Source organism: Pseudomonas sp. N-1-13, assembly GCF_057787095.1.
Genome location: NZ_JBYNRI010000001.1, coordinates 695,364 through 713,030, shown reverse-complemented (window position 1 = coordinate 713,030; position 17,667 = coordinate 695,364). Strand labels below are relative to the sequence as shown.

Genomic DNA, 17,667 nt, shown 5'->3' with positions numbered 1-17,667 from the left:
GTTCTCCGCTGGGTGGTTTATGAAGCCTAGTCAGGTTTGCCGGGCCGCGTGCGGCTTGTCAGGCTGGAAGGTCATTTGATGTACAGCTGGGTCGACATCCGGTTGCCTGGTGCGTTGATCGACTGGTTGCTGAAGCTGAAGGTGCCTTCCTGCTTGCCCTTCAGATCGAAGACATACAAATAGCCAACCGTTTTGCTCCGCACGGAACAATCATTCAGGTTGCCATTGCTGAACGCACAGACCGGCGAGCGGGTGCCATCGACTTCAAAGCCGTCCAGCGTGACGTGAGGCTGACGGCCATACCCCACTTCCAGCACATAGACCTTGATACTCGGGCCGCTGTGATTGCAACGGGTCTGTTCTTGCCCTTGGGCGATGTCCTCGAAGCCGCAGGCGGGCGACTCGACCTTGAGCACCTTGACCTCGCTCAGGGGCGGCGCCGAAGCGGCATTGACGGCCTGCCCGGGTAACCCCAGGCCCAGCGCACACCCCCATGCGACCAATAGGTGTTTTTTCATACGATGCATAAAGACCTCCCGGAACCGCGCGCAGTATGGCCGACTTGGCGCTTGGGCAAAACATCGACGACGATCGCAGCCACAGCGCCACGCTGCTGGTATGATGCGCGGCTTTTTCCGACCCACAGAAAATTCCCGAGCGCCCCTGGCGGTCTGTGCTTTGCTGTTGAGGTCGATACATTCACGGCGCCCGGCGCGCCACGGGGAGCAGACATGCTGGAAAGGCTGTTTCAACTCAAGGCACACAACACCAACGTGCGAACCGAGATTCTGGCGGGCGTCACCACCTTCCTGGCCATGGCCTACATTCTGTTCGTCAACCCGAGCATCCTCGGCGAAACCGGCATGGACAAAGGTGCGTTGTTCGTCGCCACCTGCCTGGCGGCGGCCATCGGCTCCACCACCATGGGCCTGATCGCCAACTACCCGATCGCCCTCGCGCCGGGCATGGGCCTGAATGCGTTTTTCACCTACACCGTGGTCCTGCACATGGGCCATACCTGGCAGGTGGCGCTGGGTGCGGTGTTCATTTCCGCCGTGTTGTTCTTCCTGCTGTCGATCTTTCGTATCCGCGAGTGGATCATCAACAGCATCCCGCTGCCCCTGCGCTCGGCCATCGCCGCCGGTATCGGCCTGTTCCTGGCGCTGATCGCCCTGAATAACGCCGGCATCGTGGTGAAAAACCCGGCAACCATGGTCGGCCTCGGTGATTTGAAACAACCCGCGCCGATCCTCGCTACCCTCGGCTTCGTCCTGATCGTCGCCCTCGAAGCGCTGAAAGTGCGCGGTGCCGTGCTCATCGGCATCCTGGCAGTCACCATCGTTTCGATCCTGATGGGCTTCACCCCGTTCGGCGGCGTGATGTCGATGCCGCCGTCCCTGGCGCCGACCTTCCTGCAACTGGACATCAAGGGCGCCCTGGACATCGGTCTGGTGAGCGTGATTTTCGCCTTCCTGTTCGTCGACCTGTTCGACAATTCCGGCACCCTGATCGGCGTCGCCAAGCGCGCCGGACTGATGGGCAAGGACGGCCACATGCCGAAGATGGGGCGGGCACTGATCGCCGACAGCACCGCCGCCATGGCCGGTTCGCTGCTGGGCACCTCCACCACCACCAGCTACATCGAGTCGGCGGCGGGCGTCAGCGCCGGCGGCCGCACCGGCCTGACCGCCATCGTCGTGGCGATCCTGTTTCTGCTGGCGTTGTTCTTTTCGCCACTGGCCTCCAGTGTCCCGGCCTTCGCCACCGCACCGGCGCTGTTGTTCGTCGCCGTGCTGATGACCTCAGGCCTGGCGGAAATCGACTGGGACGACATCACCGTGGCCGCTCCCGTGGTGATTACCGCGCTGGCGATGCCGTTCACCTATTCCATCGCCAACGGCATTGCCTTCGGCTTCATCGCCTGGACCGCCATCAAACTGGTGTCTGGCCGTGGCCGTGAGCTGAACCCGGCGCTGGTCATCCTGTCGATTCTGTTCGTGATCAAGTTGGGTTGGTTCAACGCATGACTTTTGACTCCCAGGCCTACGCCACTCAGCTCCAGGACAAGGTCAGCCGCTTGCGTGACCTGCTGGCCCCGTTCGATGCGCCGGAGCCAGCGGTGTTCGACTCACCGCTGGAGCACTTCCGCCTGCGGGCCGAATTCCGCCTGTGGCGCGAGGCCGGCGAACGGCATTACGCGATGTTCTCCCAAGACGACAAGCGCACGCCGATCCTCATCGAGCAGTTTCCCATCGCCAGCCTGCGCATCAACCAGTTGATGCCGCAACTCAAGGCGGCCTGGCAAGCCAGCGCGCCGCTGAGTCATAAGCTGTTCCAGGTGGAGTTCCTGACCACCCTGGCCGGCGATGCGATGATCACCCTGTGTTACCACCGCCCGCTGGATGAGCACTGGCACGCAGCGGCCACGAAACTGGCGAGCGACCTCGGTGTGAGTATCATCGGGCGCTCCAAAGGCAAACGGGAAGTGATCGGCCATGATTACGTGGTGGAGAAACTCGACGTCGGTGGCCGCACTTTCAGCTATCGCCAACCTGAAGGCGCCTTCACCCAGCCCAACGGCACCGTGAACCAGAAGATGCTCAACTGGGCCTACGAGGCCTTGGGCGATCGCAGCGACGACCTGCTGGAGTTGTACTGCGGCAACGGCAACTTCACCCTGCCTTTGGCCACCCGCGTGCGCAAAGTGCTGGCGACCGAAATCAGCAAGACGTCGGTGAACGCCGCGCTGAGCAACCTCAGCGGAAACGCTGTGGATAACGTGACTCTGGTGCGCCTGTCCGCTGAAGAACTGACCGAAGCCCTGAACGAAGTCCGCCCGTTCCGTCGCTTGCACGGCATCGACCTCAAGAGCTACGCATTCGGCAGCGTCTTCGTCGACCCGCCCCGCGCCGGCATGGACCCGGACACCTGCGAACTGACCCGGCGTTTCGAGAACATCCTCTACATCTCGTGCAACCCGGAAACCCTCGCCGCCAACATCGCGCAACTGCACGACACCCACCGCATCACGCGCTGCGCGATGTTCGATCAATTCCCTTGGACCCATCACATGGAATCCGGGGTGTTGTTGACGCGGCGCTAAACGCTGCGGGGCTGGACAGGGCAAAGCTATATGGGAGCAAGGCTTGCCCGCGATACAGGCAATGCGGTCGTTCAGAATTTGAGCCGCCTGTATCGCGGGCAAGCCTTGCTCCCACAGATAAATCCCCTCGCCACCAGTGCCCTCCCTCACCTCCCGACCAAGATCATGTTCGATCATCGAACACTTATTGCCCGATGCCATCGGCTTTGTTTGACCAAATTAACCATCTAGTACAATTTATCTCCACCGGCTGAAATCCGCCGACACCAACAATAAAAATTGTGGAGAAATTGCGATGCCTCCGATCGTTCTGGTGCTCAACGGCCCGAACCTGAACCTGCTCGGTACCCGCGAGCCGGCGACTTATGGCCACGAAACCCTGGCGGACATCTCCGCACTGTGCGGCCGCGCCGCTGAAGAATTCGGCCTGGCGGTAGAGTTTCGCCAGACCAATCAGGAAGGCGAATTGCTCGACTGGGTGCATGGCGCCCGCGGTCGGTGTGCCGGCATCGTCATCAACCCGGCAGCCTGGACCCACACCTCGGTAGCGATCCGTGATGCGCTGGTCGCCAGCGAAGTCCCGGTGATCGAGGTGCACCTGTCCAACGTTCACGCCCGCGAAACGTTCCGTCATCACTCCTTTGTTTCATCGGTCGCCATCGGTGTGATGTGCGGGTTTGGCAGCCATGGTTATCGCCTGGCGCTGGAGCATTTCAGTCAGCGGTTGAAGGGTTGATGAGCATGTCGAATATCACCGTGCTTGCCGGCCTGATTGGTGCGGGCATCCAGGCTTCGCGCACCCCTGCGCTCCATGAGCGCGAGGGCGATGCCCAGGGCATGCGTTACCTCTATCGACTGATCGACCTGGACGCCCTGGGACTCGACAGCGGCGCCCTGCCCGATTTGCTCAAGGCCGCCGAGCGCATGAACTTCACCGGCCTGAACATCACCTTTCCCTGCAAACAGGCGATCATCCCGTTGCTCGACGAGCTGTCGCCCGAGGCCAGGGGCATTGGCGCGGTGAATACCGTGGTGTTCAAGGAGGGCAAACGCATCGGCCACAACACCGACTGCCTGGGGTTCGCCGAAGGGTTTCGCCGCGGCCTGGGTGAAGTGGCGCGCAAGCACGTGGTCCAGATGGGTGCCGGCGGCGCAGGCGCGGCGGTGGCCCACGCGCTGTTGGCAGAAGGCATACAGACGCTGAGCATTTTTGATGTTGAAGTCAGCCGTGCCGAAGCACTGGCAAACAACCTGAATCAACACTTCGGTCCTGGCCGCGCCCGGGCCGGACATGATTTGCCTACAGCGATGGCCGAGGCGGACGGCCTGGTGAATACCACGCCCATGGGCATGGCGAAACTGCCGGGCATGCCGGTGCCGGTGGAGCTGCTGCGGGGCCAATTGTGGGTCGCGGAAATTGTCTACTTCCCCCTGGAAACCGAACTGCTGCGCAACGCCCGCGCCCTGGGTTGCCGCACGCTGGATGGCGGCAACATGGCCGTGTTCCAGGCGGTGAAGGCGTTCGAGCTGTTCAGCGGCGTAGCGCCGGATGCGCAGCGGATGCTGGAGCATTTCCAGAGCATGAATCACTGAAACCACCCTTGTGGGAGCGAGCCTGCTCGCGATAGCGGTATGTCAGCCACATCAACACTGACTGATTCACCGCTATCGCGAGCAGGCTCGCTCCCACAAAGGTTTCAAGGTCAGGCCTGCAGATACCGCAACACCGACTCACAAATCATCTGGCGATGACGCTGCTTGATCGCTTCGTCCGGCAAATCGATCTGAAAAATCTCACCGAATGTGTGGCGGTTGGACACGCGGTAAAAGCAGAACGAACTGATCAGCAGATGCACATCCAGCGGTTCCAGGCCGGCGCGGAACACCCCCTCTTCGGCACCTCGGCGCAGGATCACGCCCAGGGAATCAAGGATGGTATTGGTCATTGCCTTGATGGCGCCCGATTGCTTGACGTACTCGGCGTTGTGAATGTTTTCGATGCAGACGATGCGCACGAAATCCACATTGCGGTCATGGTGGTCGAAGGTGAATTCCACCAGGCGCCGGATCGCATCGACCGGGGCCAGTTCCGCCAAGTGCAGGCGGCTCTCAGTGTTGCGGATATCGCCGTAGAGTTTTTCCAGCACCTCGACGTACAACTGCTCCTTGCTGCCGAAGTAGTAGTAGATCATGCGCTTGGAGGTGTGGATGCGCTCAGCAATGGCGTCGACCCGAGCGCCGGACAGGCCCTGCTGGACGAACTCGACGATGGCTTCCTGAAGAATGTTTTCCCGGGTTTTCTCCGGGTTGTTCTTGCGACTCTTGCGCGGCTCGACGACAGGTTCGTCGAGGTCTGCGGAAAGCTCTGAATTCGTAGTCATTGCGGGGCTCACGGCCATCACTGCACAGGTTGGCGATTATGGGCCGCACCGCGCAGTCAAGCCAAGCCACGGGGTTGCCCTTTACCGCCGCGTTTACGATTTGCCTACAACTTGGCGTGCCGCAAGCCACCGCTGCGGGACTTGGCCATGGCTGCCAGCCTTACCGCGACATTGGCGGCGCCGTAGCCGGCATAGCCGTTCTTGCGCTGGATGATTTCAAAGAAGAAGCGCCCTTCGAACGGCTCGGTGTAGACGTGAAACAATTCACCGCCCTGGGCATCTCGGTCGTACAACACGTTGAAATAAGCCAGCTCGCTGAGAAACTCATCATCGAAATCGAAACGCGCCGCGAGGTCATCGTAATAGTTGAGCGGAATGTCCAGCAGCGGCACACCGGCCTCTTTGGCGCGGCTGACCTGGGCAAAGATGTCATCGCAGTCGAAGGCGATGTGGTGCACGCCGGAGCCGCGATAACTGGACAGCGCATGGGAGATCGCGGTGTTACGGTTCTCGGAAATATTGAGCGGTAAGCGGATCGAACTGCAACGGCTACGCAGGGCGCGACTCTTTACCAGGCCATACGGGTCGGGCAGCACCACTTCGTCGTCGGCTTCGAAATCCAGCAGGCTCTTGTAGAACAGCACCCAGCTGTCGAGGCTATCGGCCGGCAGCGCCATTGCCATGTGGTCGATGCGCTTGAGTCCGGCACCGATGACAGCGCCCGGTTGCAGGTTGAAATCGGTGCCGTAGACGTCGGCGTCCTGATCCACCAGGTAAATCAGGCTGCCGTCCGGTGCACGCACCGCCGCCAACTCCAACTCGTTGGGCCCCACCAGGCCGCGATAAGGCTGGCCCTTGTAGGCCACGGCCCGCTCCAGGGCGCTGGCGCTGTTTTTGACCCGCACGGCGGTGGCGCACAGCGATGGCCCGTGAGCTTCGAAAAAGCTGTGGGCAAACGAATAGGGTTCGCAATTGAGGATCAGGTTGATGTCGCCCTGGCGCAGCAGGCTCACGTTCTTGGAGCGATGCTGGCCGGCCTTGACGAACCCCAACCGTTCCAGCCAATGGGACAGCTTCGCGCCAAGACTGTCGTCCACGGCAAACTCAAGGAATTCGATACCGTTGTATTCGCTGGCCGGTGGCGTGGCGAACAGGATGTCAGCATGGCTTGCCGGTTCGGCCTCTTCGGCCAGCCGCTGGCGGGTCTTCTCCTCCAGGTACAGCAACGAACGCAGGCCGTCGGCGGCATTGGCCCGTGGTGGCGCGGCGCGGAAACCGTCGTTGAAAATCTCCAGCGACAATGGCCCGGTGTAGCCACTCTTGATGATCGGTGCCAGGAAGCCCGGTAGATCGAACTCGCCCTGGCCTGGGAAGCAACGGAAATGCCGACTCCATTCCAGGACATCCATCGCCAGGATCGGCGCATCAGCCATTTGCACGAAGAAAATCTTGTCACCGGGGATCTGGGCAATCGCACTCGGATCGCCCTTGAGGGACAAGGTATGGAAGCTGTCGAGCAACACCCCCAGACTGGGGTGGTCGGCCTGACGCACGATGTTCCAGACCTGTTGATAAGTATTGACGTGCCGGCCCCAGGCCAGCGCCTCGTAACCGATGCGCAAGCCTCGCGCCCCGGCTCGTTCGGCCAGCAATCGCAGGTCATCCACCAAAATCTGCTCATCACCCAGGCTGTCGGCCGAGGCATTACTGCACACCAGCACCAGGTCGGTGCCCAGCTCCTGCATCAGGTCGAACTTGCGCTCGGCCCGCTCCAGATTGCGCGCAAGGCGTTCGCGACGGCAACCTTCAAAATCCCGAAACGGTTGGAAAAGCGTGATGGCGATGCCCAGGTCGGCGCACATCTGCCTGATTTCCCGAGGGCTGCCATCGTAATAGAGAAGGTCGTTCTCGAAGATCTCCACGCCGTCGAAACCGGCGGCGGCAATGGCTTCAAGTTTCTCCGGCAGGGTACCGCTCAAGGACACGGTGGCAATGGAACGCTGCATGGCTTCGGCTCCCGGGACAGGCATCGGCTACACACAGGTGTGCCGCTTTTGAAAGAGTGAGCCGATTATTGAGCTGGAGGTTTGTTTCAGCAATTTAATATGTACCATCCGGTTAGTTTTTTGGGCGATTATCGAACACAATGCCCGATCAACGAATTGACGGTTTTTTGCTCACTGCGCACCATCGGCCCCTCATTGAGGCCGCCCTGATCGTCGGCACCTTTGAACAGACCCAAGACCACACCATAAGAATTTCAAAAACGGGTACACGCTATGATTCCCTCCCAAAGCTCCCGCCTGCCCCCCGTCCTGGGTGCCACAACCGCTGGCGTCGGTGACAAGATCCGCGGCGCCCTGGCCGTGGGCAAAACCCGTTGGGGCATGCTCGCCCTGGTGTTTTTCGCCACCACCCTGAACTACATCGACCGCGCCGCACTGGGCGTGATGCAGCCCATTCTCGCCAAGGAAATGAGCTGGACGGCGATGGATTACGCCAACATCAACTTCTGGTTCCAGGTTGGTTATGCCATCGGTTTCGTGCTGCAAGGCCGACTGATCGACCGGATCGGCGTCAAGCGTGTGTTCTTCTGCGCCGTACTGCTCTGGAGCCTGGCGACCGGCGCCCATGGCCTGGCCACGTCGGCGGTGGGCTTCATGGTCTGCCGATTCATCCTGGGCCTGACCGAAGCCGCCAACTACCCGGCCTGCGTGAAGACCACACGGCTATGGTTCCCGGCCGGTGAACGGGCCGTGGCGACCGGTATTTTCAACGCCGGAACCAACGTTGGCGCGATGTTCACGCCAATGCTGCTGCCGCTGGTCCTGCAGGTGTGGGGCTGGCAGGCTGCGTTCCTGTGCATGGCCGCGCTGGGCGGGATCTGGCTGGTGTTCTGGGGCCTGAAATACTTCAACCCGGAGGATCATCCCAGCGTCAAACAGGCGGAACTGGACTACATCCAGGCCCAGGACGAACCCGATCAGGTCCGCGTGCCCTTCTCCCGTATCCTGCGCATGCGCGGCACCTGGGCGTTCGCCCTGGCCTACTCGATCACCGCACCGGTGTTCTGGTTCTACCTCTACTGGTTGCCGCCGTTCCTGAACCAGCAATACAACCTGGGCATCAACGTGACCCAGATGGGCATCCCGCTGATCATCATTTACCTCACCGCCGATTTCGGCAGCGTGGGCGGCGGGATTCTGTCTTCATTCCTGATCGGTCGCGGTCTGAACCCGATCAAGGCGCGGCTGATTTCCATGTTGCTGTTCGCCTGCTGCATCATCGGCGTGATCCTGGCCGCCGGTTCCAGCAGCCTGTGGATGGCGGTGTTTGCCATCTCCCTGGCCATCGGCGCGCACCAGGCCTGGACCGCCAACATCTGGAGCCTCGTGATGGACTACACGCCCAAGCACATGATGAGCACGGTGTTCGGCTTTGGCGGCATGTGCGCCGCCGTCGGCGGGATGTTCATGACCCAGTTGGTGGGCCACATCCTCACGGTGACCCACAACAACTACACCGTACTGTTCACCCTGATCCCGGCGATGTACTTCATTGCCCTGATCTGGTTGTACTTCATGGCACCGCGCAAGGTGCCGACGCTGGAAAGCTGATACCAGTCAGCCCGGGATTCATCCCCATGTGGGAGCACGGCTTACCCCCGATGCAGGCACCTCGGTTCACTCAGGACCGTATCGTCTTCATCGCGGGCAAGCCTTGCTCCCACAATCGATCCCACCACGGTGCGCGTTAGCTCCGCCGCTGTTGCCACGCCGCCGCCAGCCCGCTGAGGCAGATCAGCACGATGCCGAACACCGTGGTCAACGTTGGCGTATGGCTGAACAGCAACCAACCCAACAGGCCGGCAAATACGATCTGGCAATACCCGAACGGTGCCAGCAGCGCCGGGGCGGCGAAGCGGAAGGCCTGGGTCAGCATCAGGTGCGCCGTCATCCCACACGCTCCCAACGCAAGCATCATTGCCCCATGCACCAGGCTTGGCACCTGCCAGAAGAACGGCACCAGGGCGCTCATCACCAACGTATTGCACAAGCCGGCGAAGAAGTTGCTGGTGGTCGGGCTGTCAATCTCACTGAGCTTGCGAGTGAGCAGTTGATAGAAACAGAAAAACAGCGCCGAACAGAACGGCAATAACACCGCTGGCGTGAACAGGTCACCGCCCGGATGGACAATGATCAACACCCCGATAAAGCCGAAGATCACCGCGACCCATTGGCCGCGCGTCACGTGTTCGCCCAGCAAAGGCACCGACAATGCAGTGACCAGCACGGGCGCCAGGAAGTTGACCGCGGTCGCTTCCGCCAAAGGGATGTATAGCAGCGCCGTGGTGAAGAACAGGCTGGTGCCCAACAGACACAACGCACGCGCCAACTGCCATAACGGACGCTTGGTACGCAGCACTCGCAGCCCCGAACGCGGCAGGAAAATCCCTGCCATCAACAGCGTGTGCACGACATAACGCGCCCACACCACCATGATGATCGGATAGAACCCTGAAAGGTATTTGGACAAGGCGTCATGGCTGGAGAACAGGAACGTCGCGCAGAGTATCAACAGGATGCCCTTGAAGGCCTGATTGACGCCGGAAAGCGGAGTGCTGACGGTCATGTAGGAATCCTGTGTTGCTTGATGTAGGGAGCCGATGTCTGCGACGGCGATTCAGCTGAACAACTCCGATGCCTGGCTGGCGTGTGACAATTCCTCGGTAAACGCAAGCAAGGTCGGCGCCAGCTCATGCAGCCTCGATCGCGTCATCCGGGCGGTGGGGCCGGCGATGCTGAGCACGCCCAAGACCCGGCCATCCAGCGGATGACGCACCACGGCTGCAATGGCAGAGGTGCCGACCGCCGAACTTTCCTCGACACAGGCATAGCCCTGCTCCCGGGCCTGACGCAGGTATTGAAGCAGTTCAACGCTGTCACGCGGCGCGTTGGGGCCCACGTCCGCCGGCATTTTCAGGGCCTGGCGGTCCACCAGCGACAGCGCCTCGGCATCGCTCATGCACGCCAGCCAGGCATGGCCCGACGCGGTATAGACCAATGGCGTCTCGCGGCCCATGTCAGGGTCGTAGCGCAACCCGGAGCGAGCGCCCTGGGACTTGGCAATCCAGGTCTGGCGATCACCCTCGATCACACCCAGGCGCACCAGTTCACCGCTTTCCCGAGCCAGACGATCGAGCACCGGCTGCACGATGTCGGCACCACTGCGCGACAGGTAGCGAAAGCCCAGGGCGACCAGGCGGGTCGACAAGTGATAACGCAGGTTCTCGGGATTCTGGCGCACGTAACCCAGGCGCGTCAGTTCAGCAAGCAGCCGGTGCGTGGCGCTCTTGGGAATCTGTAATTGTTCGGCCAACCCTTGCAGAGCCCAGCCGTGGGGATCGCTGGCGAGACTTTCCAGCACATTGAAAACCCGTTCGATTTGACTGCCGGCCATGAAAAATCCAGAGGAGAGAGGCTGATTCCAAAATATGCGAAGTGTAATGCAAATTCTGGAACCAGACATTCATTGTTGACGGATGAACCAAAACCCGTGGCGATTGCCTGAGAGCTCAGGCGTACAGCCTGCGCCTTCAAACGCTAGACTCACTGCGAATGTCTATCCGTGAACTGGCGGCAACCCCACTCAGCGGCAACACTCTTCACACGGTCAATCAGAGGATTTCCCACATGTTATGGAAAAAAGGTCGCCGCAGTGACAACGTGGTGGACGCCCGCGGTGACGGTGGCGGCGGTGGTGGGATGCGTTTCGGTGGCGGCAAGGGGCTGAGCCTGACGGCCATTGTCCTGATCGTCGGTATCGGCTGGATCACCGGCCAGGACCCCATGCAGATTCTCGGGCAACTGGCCGGGCAGATGGACCAGACCTCGGCCCCCGCCTCCTCCCAAACCCGGCAGGCGCCGCCAGCGAACGATGAACAGGCCGAGTTCGTGCGCTCAATCCTGGGTGATACCGAAGACACCTGGGGCCAGGTCTTCCAGCAGGCCGGGCGCCAGTACCAACAACCCAAACTGGTGCTGTTCAGCGGTCGGGTCAACTCGGCTTGCGGCCTCGCCTCATCAGCCACCGGCCCGTTCTATTGCCCGGCCGATAAACAGGTCTACCTGGACATGAGTTTCTTCCAGGAAATGTCCCAACGGTTCTCCGCCGCTGGGGATTTCGCCCAGGCCTACGTCATCGCCCATGAGGTCGGGCATCACGTCCAGACCCTGCTCGGGGTGTCGGCAAAAATCCAGGAGGCTCGCCGTCAGGGCCGCCAGATGGAAGGCGATGGTGGTCTGCTGGTCCGTCAGGAATTACAGGCCGACTGCCTGGCGGGCGTCTGGGCCAACCATGCACAGAAGCGCCTGAACTGGCTGGAGCCGGGGGACATTGAAGAGGCCTTGACCGCCGCCAACGCCATCGGTGATGACCGCCTTCAGCAGCAGGGCCAGGGCCGGGTAGTGCCGGACTCCTTCACCCACGGCACCTCGGCGCAACGGGTTCGCTGGTTCAAGACCGGGTTTGCCCAGGGTCAGGTCAGCCAATGCGACACCTTCGCGGCAAAAAATCTGTAATGAAGTGGGGCGCCCTCCTCAGCCTGCTGCTGTGCTGCACTTTTACCCAGGCAGACGAACAGGGCGTGGGCGTGGTCGCTCAAGGGCGACTGCAGCTCAAGGGCGGCGCCATGGTCGTCGGCGTGAGTCCACCCCCGGCGTCTATCCAGCGCGTGTTGATCATCCTCCATGGCCGGCTGCGCAACGCCCAGACCTATCTGCACAGCGCCGAAAAGGCCGCCGCACACGCCGGTCAACTGACCACGACCCTGATCATCGCCCCGCAGTTTCTCAACGAACATGACGTTGCCCGCCATCAGTTGCCCAATGACCTGTTGCGCTGGCAAGGCAACGACTGGATGGCCGGCGGCTTATCCACGGGGCCCAAGGCGGTCAGTTCCTTTCAAGTCATCGACGACATCGTCGCCCGGGTCAGTGACCGGCAGCAGTTTCCCGAGGTGAAAGAGATCGTCATCGCGGGCCATTCCGGCGGCGCGCAGGTCGCGCAGCGCTACGCCCTGCTCGCTCGCGGTCAAACCCGGATCGCCCCCAGATTCGTCATCGCCAACCCCTCCTCCTATGCCTATTTCGATGCGCAGCGCCCCATGGCCTTCGACCCGGCCGGTTGTCCCGGCTTCAACCATTGGAAGTACGGCCTGCAGAACCTGCCCGCCTATGCCGCCGGGCACCCCCCCGCTCAACTGGAAGACAACTACATCAAACGCGACATCGTTTATCTGCTTGGGCAACAGGACATCGACCCTGAGCACCCTGCGCTGGATAAAGGCTGTGAAGCGCAGACCCAAGGGCCGTATCGGTTACTGCGCGGGCAGTTCTTTTTCGACTACCTGACCCGGCGTCATCCCGAGGGGCTGAACCAGCGGCTGATCGAAGTGCCGGGGGTGGGGCATAACGGGGATGGGATGTTCAATTCGGCTGAGGGGCAGAAGGCGCTGTTTGGTCCGTGAGTGGTGTAGTGGTAGACAGGGCCTCATCGCGAGCAAGCTCGCTCCCACAATAGATCTGCGGTGGACACACACTTTTTGATCGACTCAGATCCCCTTGTGGGAGCGAGCCTGCTCGCGATAGCTATCTATCAGCCAACCCCTCTTTCAAGCCGACAGCATCCGCCGCAACTCCCCGCAATCACGCGCATGCCAGTCCGCCAGCTCCGGCCAAGGATTGTCCGGCAGGTTCACCAGCACCGTCCGCGCCCCCGCCGCACGGCCGCAGTCCAGGTCGAAACGGTAGTCACCCACCATCACCATCGCCTCGGGCGCCACACTCCAGGCCTCGGCCAGTTTCAACAGGCCGCCGGGATGGGGCTTGGGCGGCGCTTCGTCGCGGCCCAGCACATCTTCCACGGCGAAACAGTCCGCCAGACCGATAGCTTGCAGGGTCACGTGGGCCAGTTCGCGAGCGTTGCGCGTCAGGATCCCCAGGCGGTAACCCCGCTGCGCCAGCTCGCGTACCAGCTCGATCGCTCCCGGCGCAGGCCGGGAGCCCAGCGCCAGGTCCCGCTCGTGTTCCAGCAACCAGGCATGCTTGGCTGCGGCTTCGTCGGCCGGCAATGCCGCCAGGTGGGTCAGAATGTCGTCTTCGGCCGGGATCGCCAGGGCCACGCGAATCGCCGAAAAATCATGCACGGCGATGGTCAGCGTACCGTCCATGTCGAACACCCAATGCCGCACAGCGGCCAGGCTCATGCCCAGTCCTTGCGGTGGCGAATCAGGCCTTCCTGGGTCACCGACGCCACCAGCTGTCCGGCGCGATTGAACACGCTGCCACGAGAAAACCCACGGGAGTTGCCGGCCCACGGGCTGTCCATCGCATAGAGCAACCAGTCGTCGGCACGCAGGTCGGCGTGGAACCACAAGGCGTGGTCGAGGCTGGCGACCTGCATATCCTTTTGCCAAACCGATTTGCCGTGGGGCAGCATCGAGGTGGTCAACAGACCGAAATCCGAGGCGTAGGCCAACAGGTATTTATGCAGGGCCGGTGAGTCCGCCAGGGCACCATCGGCCCGGAACCACACGTACTTGACCGGATCGGCCGGCTGCGGATTGTAGGGATCTTTCTCGGTGACCGGGCGCACCTCGATCGGTTTGGGGCACAGCAGTTTTTCCCGCATGTGCTCGGGCAGCAGGTGCGCCCGCTGCTGGGTCAGTTCCAGCTCCGAAGGCAGGTTCTCCGGCCCGACCACCTGGGGCATGGAGTTCTGGTGCTCAAAACCCTGCTCGTCGTATTGAAACGAAGCGCTGCACGTGAAAATCGGGTTGCCCTTCTGGATCGCCGTGACCCGGCGGGTGCTGAAACTGCCGCCGTCACGCACCCGGTCCACCTGGTAGACCACCGGCAAGGCCGCATCGCCCGGGCGCAGGAAGTAACCGTGCATCGAATGCACATGACGGGCCTCTTCCACGGTCTGGCTGGCCGCCGACAGTGACTGGCCCAGCACCTGGCCGCCGAACAACTGGCGAAACCCCAGGTCCTGGCTGCGACCGCGAAACAGGTTCTCTTCGATGGGTTCCAGGGTCAGCAGGTCGACCAGATCTTCCAACACGTGGCTCATTCAGACTTTCCTCACACAGCTCAACCGCGCAGTCGGTGCTGCGACGGTGGATCGATTGTTGGCCCGGGCCATTGTGGCGGGCATTGTAAACGTCCGTGTCGGCTAACCGTGCAGGGTCTGTAGCCACTGTTCACGGTTGATACGATAGAGCACATGTTGACGCAATGGATGACCGACGGCGAGCTTTGGGTGTTCAAAGTCATCGGCCGGGTCATGATGCATGCCGATGGCTTGCATGACTTTCTGCGATGGCAGGTTATCGACGGCGGCGAACGCCACCACCTCATCCAGCCCCAGGCGATCGAACGCACACCGCAAGGCCGTCCATGCGGCTTCGCTGGCATAACCCAGGCCCCAATGCTCACGGGCCAGACGCCAGCCGATCTCGATCGCCGGAGTGAAGTGCGCGTCGAACCCGACCACGCCCAGGCCGGTAAAGCCGATAAAGGCCCCGGTGTCCTTGCGCTGCAGGGCCCACAAACCAAAGCCATGCTCGGCAAAATGCCCCCGCACGCGCCCGATCAGTGCGGCGCTTTCCAGGCGGCTCAGGGGCGCCGGAAAATAACGCATCACCTGCGCATCGGCAGACATGGCGGCAAACTCCGGCAAGTCCGCGTCGCGCCACTGGCGCAGTATCAACCGCGCGCTTTGCAGTTCCAGTATCGGCTCCATTTGCTTCCTCTCCATGCCCCAACGCCTACTCAAGCGAAATCGCCACGCCCAAATAAACGGCCCACGGCCGCTGCCGGGATCAAGGTGGGAGACGCAGGCGACGTGCCCAGCTTGATCGAGTGAGCCACGCGGCTGCGCCAGGTATCAATTATCGACAGGCTTGGCTTGGCTGGCGAGGAGTTCGTCGCGCTCGTAGGGTACTACCGGTTCAGACTGCGTTCGTAAGCGGCCAGAACGGTGCGCTCCGACTGCACCAGATAGGCTTCAAGCAGCCGGGTTGCCTCCTCTGATCGTCCTTCTTCGATACAACGCAGGATTGAAACGTTCATATCGACATAGGGCATATGCAGGAACTCCGGATCTTTGAGCAGGCCGAATGCCAGCCGCAGCTCGGCTGATATCTGACCGTAGAACACCACCAATCGCGGGCTGTCGGCGAGTTCGACGATAGCCTTGTGGAACATCATGTTGGCGGTGCCGACAGCCTTCCAGTCCTTGACTTCACGCGCTCGCATGCCCGCCTCCACCGCCTCACGCATATGCAGCGTTCCCGGATGCAGCGGGTAACCCTGGGCAATGGCCTTGCATTCGATAAAGCGGCGGACACGATAGATGTCGATGATCGACGCCATATCGGGCACCGCCACGCTCACCCCGCGATTGGGTTCATGTTTGAGCAACCCCTCGCGGGTCAGGACCCTGAACGCTTCCCTCAAGGTGTTGCGGGAAATCTGCAGGCTTTCGGCCAGGGCCGCTTCGGACAATCGTTGGCCCGGAACCAGTTCACCTTCGACCAGCATTCTGCGGACCTCCTGGGTAATGGATTCTCCCAGCGAGCGAGGAAGGGAAGGTGAAACGTCGTTCATGTGCAATCCAGAATAAGAATAAGAGAAGTCACTTTGATGTTCCATGAGAGCCCCGCCCATGGCAAGGAGCAAGGGTGTCGCCTGCATCATTAAGTAACACCCACGAGTGATAAGGTTACAATTTGGTGCGAATTGTAGCCCCACATCAAACTGATTGTTGAACAATTCAAATGCTATAGATCAACACTTTTAGACCGATGTTTGAGTCATGGCACGCTCGTTGCTCAATAAAAAAATATCTCCCACCGTAGGAATTGATGCCGTGACACAGACAGCCGTGACACAGACCGCTCAAGATTTTACAAAGACGCGACGCGCTTCCCTGATCGCAGCAATTTTCATGATGGCAACGTCCGCCATCGGCCCTGGCTTCATCACCCAGACCGCCACGTTCACGGCCAAAATGGGTGCGGCATTTGCGTTCGGTATCCTGGCGTCGATTCTGATCGACTTCGTGGTTCAACTTAACGTCTGGCGTATCGTCACCCTGACCCGAATGCGTGCCGCAGACGTGGCCAACAACGCGATTCCAGGCAGTGGTTACCTGCTGGCGGTGCTGGTGATTTTCGGCGGGCTGGTGTTCAACGTCGGCAACATCGCCGGTGCCGGGCTGGGTCTGAACGCGTTGATGGGGCTTGATGCAAAATGGGGCGGCGGTCTCAGCGCCTTGCTGGCTATCGGCATCTTCCTTTCCCACCGCGCCGGAGTGGCCGTCGACCGACTGATCGTCGTGCTGGGACTGGTGATGATCGCCCTGACCCTGTTCGTGGCCTTCGCTTCCAATCCGCCACTGGGCGAAGCCCTCTATCAAACCGTCCTTCCGGACCAGATCAACTTCGCCACCATTACCACCATTGTCGGCGGCACGGTCGGCGGTTACATCACTTATGCGGGGGCTCACAAACTGCTGGACCGCGGGACTACCGGGGTAGAAAACCTCCAGGCAGTGACCAAGGCAGCCTTGGGCGGCATCATGGTCACCGGCCTCATGCGCTACATCCTGTTTCTCGCCATCCTCGGCGTTGTTGCCAGCGGCGTAGTCATCGACACCTCGGGCCAGGGCGCCAATCCGGCCGCACAAGCCTTCCAGGCAGCAGCCGGGCAGTTCGGCCTGCGCGTCTTCGGTCTCATCCTCTGGGCCGCCAGTATCACCAGCGTGATCGGCGCCGCTTACACCTCCATTTCCTTTATCACCGTGTTCAAGCCGGACATCACTGAGCAGGGGCGCAACCGCGCCACCACCGTGTTCATCGCTCTGTCGCTGCTGATCTTTGCCCTGATGGGAACGGCTCCCGCCGCACTGCTGCTCTTCGCGGGCGGTTTCAATGGCCTGATACTGCCAATCGGCCTGAGCATCTTTATCTACGTCGGCTGGCGCCGGTCCGACCTCATGGGCGGTTACCATTACCCACGCTGGCTGTTGGTGCTGGGCGCCCTGACCTGCCTGCTGACCTGGTACATGGCAATCAAATCCGTTGGGCCGATCTTCGCCTTCCTCAACGTTGCCTGAGCC

General features: G+C 61.3%; 17 protein-coding genes. 8 read left to right on the top strand and 9 right to left on the bottom strand.

Annotated features, from left to right (window positions below; genetic code table 11):
- Positions 1-71: 71 nt before the first annotated feature.
- Positions 72-527, bottom strand: a complete 456-nt coding sequence (locus tag AC3I65_RS03150; protein WP_076386416.1) for a DUF4879 domain-containing protein — start codon at positions 525-527, stop codon at positions 72-74.
- Between the two features lie 204 nt (positions 528-731).
- Here AC3I65_RS03150 and AC3I65_RS03145 point away from each other — a divergent pair, with 204 nt between their 5' ends.
- The 4 genes from AC3I65_RS03145 to AC3I65_RS03130 all read left to right on the top strand — a co-directional run bounded on the left by AC3I65_RS03145 (position 732) and on the right by AC3I65_RS03130 (position 4,696).
- Entirely contained in the window at positions 732-2,027 is a 1,296-nt protein-coding gene (locus tag AC3I65_RS03145; RefSeq protein WP_305467351.1) for an NCS2 family permease, read from the top strand.
- On the top strand, positions 2,024-3,103 hold the full coding sequence (trmA, locus tag AC3I65_RS03140; RefSeq protein ID WP_305467349.1) for a tRNA (uridine(54)-C5)-methyltransferase TrmA: 1,080 nt from the start codon (positions 2,024-2,026) through the stop codon (positions 3,101-3,103). Before AC3I65_RS03145 ends, trmA begins: the two co-directional genes overlap by 4 nt.
- A 295-nt stretch (positions 3,104-3,398) precedes the next feature.
- Complete coding sequence (gene aroQ / locus AC3I65_RS03135) at positions 3,399-3,839, top strand: type II 3-dehydroquinate dehydratase (protein WP_014340320.1); 441 nt, start codon at positions 3,399-3,401, stop codon at positions 3,837-3,839.
- 5 nt (positions 3,840-3,844) lie between these two features.
- Positions 3,845-4,696: a shikimate dehydrogenase gene (locus AC3I65_RS03130; protein ID WP_370695173.1), complete on the top strand. Its 852-nt coding sequence runs from the start codon at positions 3,845-3,847 to the stop codon at positions 4,694-4,696.
- Between the two features lie 110 nt (positions 4,697-4,806).
- Here the strand turns inward: AC3I65_RS03130 and AC3I65_RS03125 are convergent, their stop codons facing one another.
- Together AC3I65_RS03125 and quiC are read right to left on the bottom strand one after the other, a co-directional pair.
- Positions 4,807-5,484, bottom strand: a complete 678-nt coding sequence (locus AC3I65_RS03125) for a TetR/AcrR family transcriptional regulator (RefSeq protein ID WP_047229564.1) — start codon at positions 5,482-5,484, stop codon at positions 4,807-4,809.
- 104 nt (positions 5,485-5,588) lie between these two features.
- Entirely contained in the window at positions 5,589-7,490 is a 1,902-nt protein-coding gene (gene quiC / locus AC3I65_RS03120) for a 3-dehydroshikimate dehydratase QuiC (protein ID WP_160892565.1), read from the bottom strand.
- A 273-nt stretch (positions 7,491-7,763) separates the two neighbouring features.
- Between quiC and AC3I65_RS03115 the strand changes: the two genes are divergently transcribed.
- Complete coding sequence (locus AC3I65_RS03115) at positions 7,764-9,101, top strand: MFS transporter (protein ID WP_107322969.1); 1,338 nt, start codon at positions 7,764-7,766, stop codon at positions 9,099-9,101.
- 136 nt (positions 9,102-9,237) lie between these two features.
- Here AC3I65_RS03115 and AC3I65_RS03110 read toward each other — a convergent pair whose 3' ends face one another.
- Both AC3I65_RS03110 and AC3I65_RS03105 read right to left on the bottom strand, forming a co-directional pair.
- A complete protein-coding gene (locus AC3I65_RS03110; RefSeq protein ID WP_107322970.1) occupies positions 9,238-10,116 on the bottom strand; it encodes a DMT family transporter in 879 nt (292 codons plus the stop codon).
- A gap of 51 nt (positions 10,117-10,167) precedes the next feature.
- The gene (locus AC3I65_RS03105) at positions 10,168-10,944 is read right to left on the bottom strand and encodes an IclR family transcriptional regulator (RefSeq protein ID WP_047229560.1); all 777 of its coding nucleotides are present in this window, start codon (positions 10,942-10,944) and stop codon (positions 10,168-10,170) included.
- 233 nt (positions 10,945-11,177) lie between these two features.
- Between AC3I65_RS03105 and ypfJ the strand changes: the two genes are divergently transcribed.
- The gene (ypfJ, locus tag AC3I65_RS03100) at positions 11,178-12,065 is read left to right on the top strand and encodes a KPN_02809 family neutral zinc metallopeptidase (protein ID WP_047229559.1); all 888 of its coding nucleotides are present in this window, start codon (positions 11,178-11,180) and stop codon (positions 12,063-12,065) included.
- Entirely contained in the window at positions 12,065-13,012 is a 948-nt protein-coding gene (locus AC3I65_RS03095) for an alpha/beta fold hydrolase (RefSeq protein WP_488523452.1), read from the top strand. Before ypfJ ends, AC3I65_RS03095 begins: the two co-directional genes overlap by 1 nt.
- 144 nt (positions 13,013-13,156) lie before the next feature.
- On the opposite strand, the gene AC3I65_RS03090 is transcribed toward AC3I65_RS03095, so the two are convergent.
- From AC3I65_RS03090 to AC3I65_RS03075, 4 genes are all read right to left on the bottom strand, one after another.
- Complete coding sequence (locus AC3I65_RS03090) at positions 13,157-13,750, bottom strand: HAD family hydrolase (protein ID WP_488523451.1); 594 nt, start codon at positions 13,748-13,750, stop codon at positions 13,157-13,159.
- Positions 13,747-14,616: an acyl-CoA thioesterase II gene (tesB, locus tag AC3I65_RS03085; RefSeq protein ID WP_047229556.1), complete on the bottom strand. Its 870-nt coding sequence runs from the start codon at positions 14,614-14,616 to the stop codon at positions 13,747-13,749. Before tesB ends, AC3I65_RS03090 begins: the two co-directional genes overlap by 4 nt.
- 102 nt (positions 14,617-14,718) lie before the next feature.
- Positions 14,719-15,288 (bottom strand): GNAT family N-acetyltransferase, encoded by a 570-nt coding sequence (locus AC3I65_RS03080; RefSeq protein WP_047229555.1) that lies wholly within the window; start codon positions 15,286-15,288, stop codon positions 14,719-14,721.
- A 200-nt stretch (positions 15,289-15,488) separates the two neighbouring features.
- Positions 15,489-16,154 (bottom strand): GntR family transcriptional regulator, encoded by a 666-nt coding sequence (locus AC3I65_RS03075; protein WP_076386424.1) that lies wholly within the window; start codon positions 16,152-16,154, stop codon positions 15,489-15,491.
- A 277-nt stretch (positions 16,155-16,431) separates the two neighbouring features.
- Between AC3I65_RS03075 and AC3I65_RS03070 the strand changes: the two genes are divergently transcribed.
- Positions 16,432-17,664: an NRAMP family divalent metal transporter gene (locus tag AC3I65_RS03070; protein ID WP_076386749.1), complete on the top strand. Its 1,233-nt coding sequence runs from the start codon at positions 16,432-16,434 to the stop codon at positions 17,662-17,664.
- Positions 17,665-17,667 lie beyond the last annotated feature (3 nt).

What these genes read in the sequence shown, in the direction of transcription:
- AC3I65_RS03150 (WP_076386416.1), bottom strand. Translation starts at nt 527, where the DNA reads ATGCATCGTATGAAAAAACACCTATTGGTCGCATGGGGGTGTGCGCTG.
- AC3I65_RS03145 (WP_305467351.1), top strand. Translation starts at nt 732, where the DNA reads ATGCTGGAAAGGCTGTTTCAACTCAAGGCACACAACACCAACGTGCGA.
- trmA (WP_305467349.1), top strand. Translation starts at nt 2,024, where the DNA reads ATGACTTTTGACTCCCAGGCCTACGCCACTCAGCTCCAGGACAAGGTC.
- aroQ (WP_014340320.1), top strand. Translation starts at nt 3,399, where the DNA reads ATGCCTCCGATCGTTCTGGTGCTCAACGGCCCGAACCTGAACCTGCTC.
- AC3I65_RS03130 (WP_370695173.1), top strand. Translation starts at nt 3,845, where the DNA reads ATGTCGAATATCACCGTGCTTGCCGGCCTGATTGGTGCGGGCATCCAG.
- AC3I65_RS03125 (WP_047229564.1), bottom strand. Translation starts at nt 5,484, where the DNA reads ATGACTACGAATTCAGAGCTTTCCGCAGACCTCGACGAACCTGTCGTC.
- quiC (WP_160892565.1), bottom strand. Translation starts at nt 7,490, where the DNA reads ATGCAGCGTTCCATTGCCACCGTGTCCTTGAGCGGTACCCTGCCGGAG.
- AC3I65_RS03115 (WP_107322969.1), top strand. Translation starts at nt 7,764, where the DNA reads ATGATTCCCTCCCAAAGCTCCCGCCTGCCCCCCGTCCTGGGTGCCACA.
- AC3I65_RS03110 (WP_107322970.1), bottom strand. Translation starts at nt 10,116, where the DNA reads ATGACCGTCAGCACTCCGCTTTCCGGCGTCAATCAGGCCTTCAAGGGC.
- AC3I65_RS03105 (WP_047229560.1), bottom strand. Translation starts at nt 10,944, where the DNA reads ATGGCCGGCAGTCAAATCGAACGGGTTTTCAATGTGCTGGAAAGTCTC.
- ypfJ (WP_047229559.1), top strand. Translation starts at nt 11,178, where the DNA reads ATGTTATGGAAAAAAGGTCGCCGCAGTGACAACGTGGTGGACGCCCGC.
- AC3I65_RS03095 (WP_488523452.1), top strand. Translation starts at nt 12,065, where the DNA reads ATGAAGTGGGGCGCCCTCCTCAGCCTGCTGCTGTGCTGCACTTTTACC.
- AC3I65_RS03090 (WP_488523451.1), bottom strand. Translation starts at nt 13,750, where the DNA reads ATGAGCCTGGCCGCTGTGCGGCATTGGGTGTTCGACATGGACGGTACG.
- tesB (WP_047229556.1), bottom strand. Translation starts at nt 14,616, where the DNA reads ATGAGCCACGTGTTGGAAGATCTGGTCGACCTGCTGACCCTGGAACCC.
- AC3I65_RS03080 (WP_047229555.1), bottom strand. Translation starts at nt 15,288, where the DNA reads ATGGAGCCGATACTGGAACTGCAAAGCGCGCGGTTGATACTGCGCCAG.
- AC3I65_RS03075 (WP_076386424.1), bottom strand. Translation starts at nt 16,154, where the DNA reads ATGAACGACGTTTCACCTTCCCTTCCTCGCTCGCTGGGAGAATCCATT.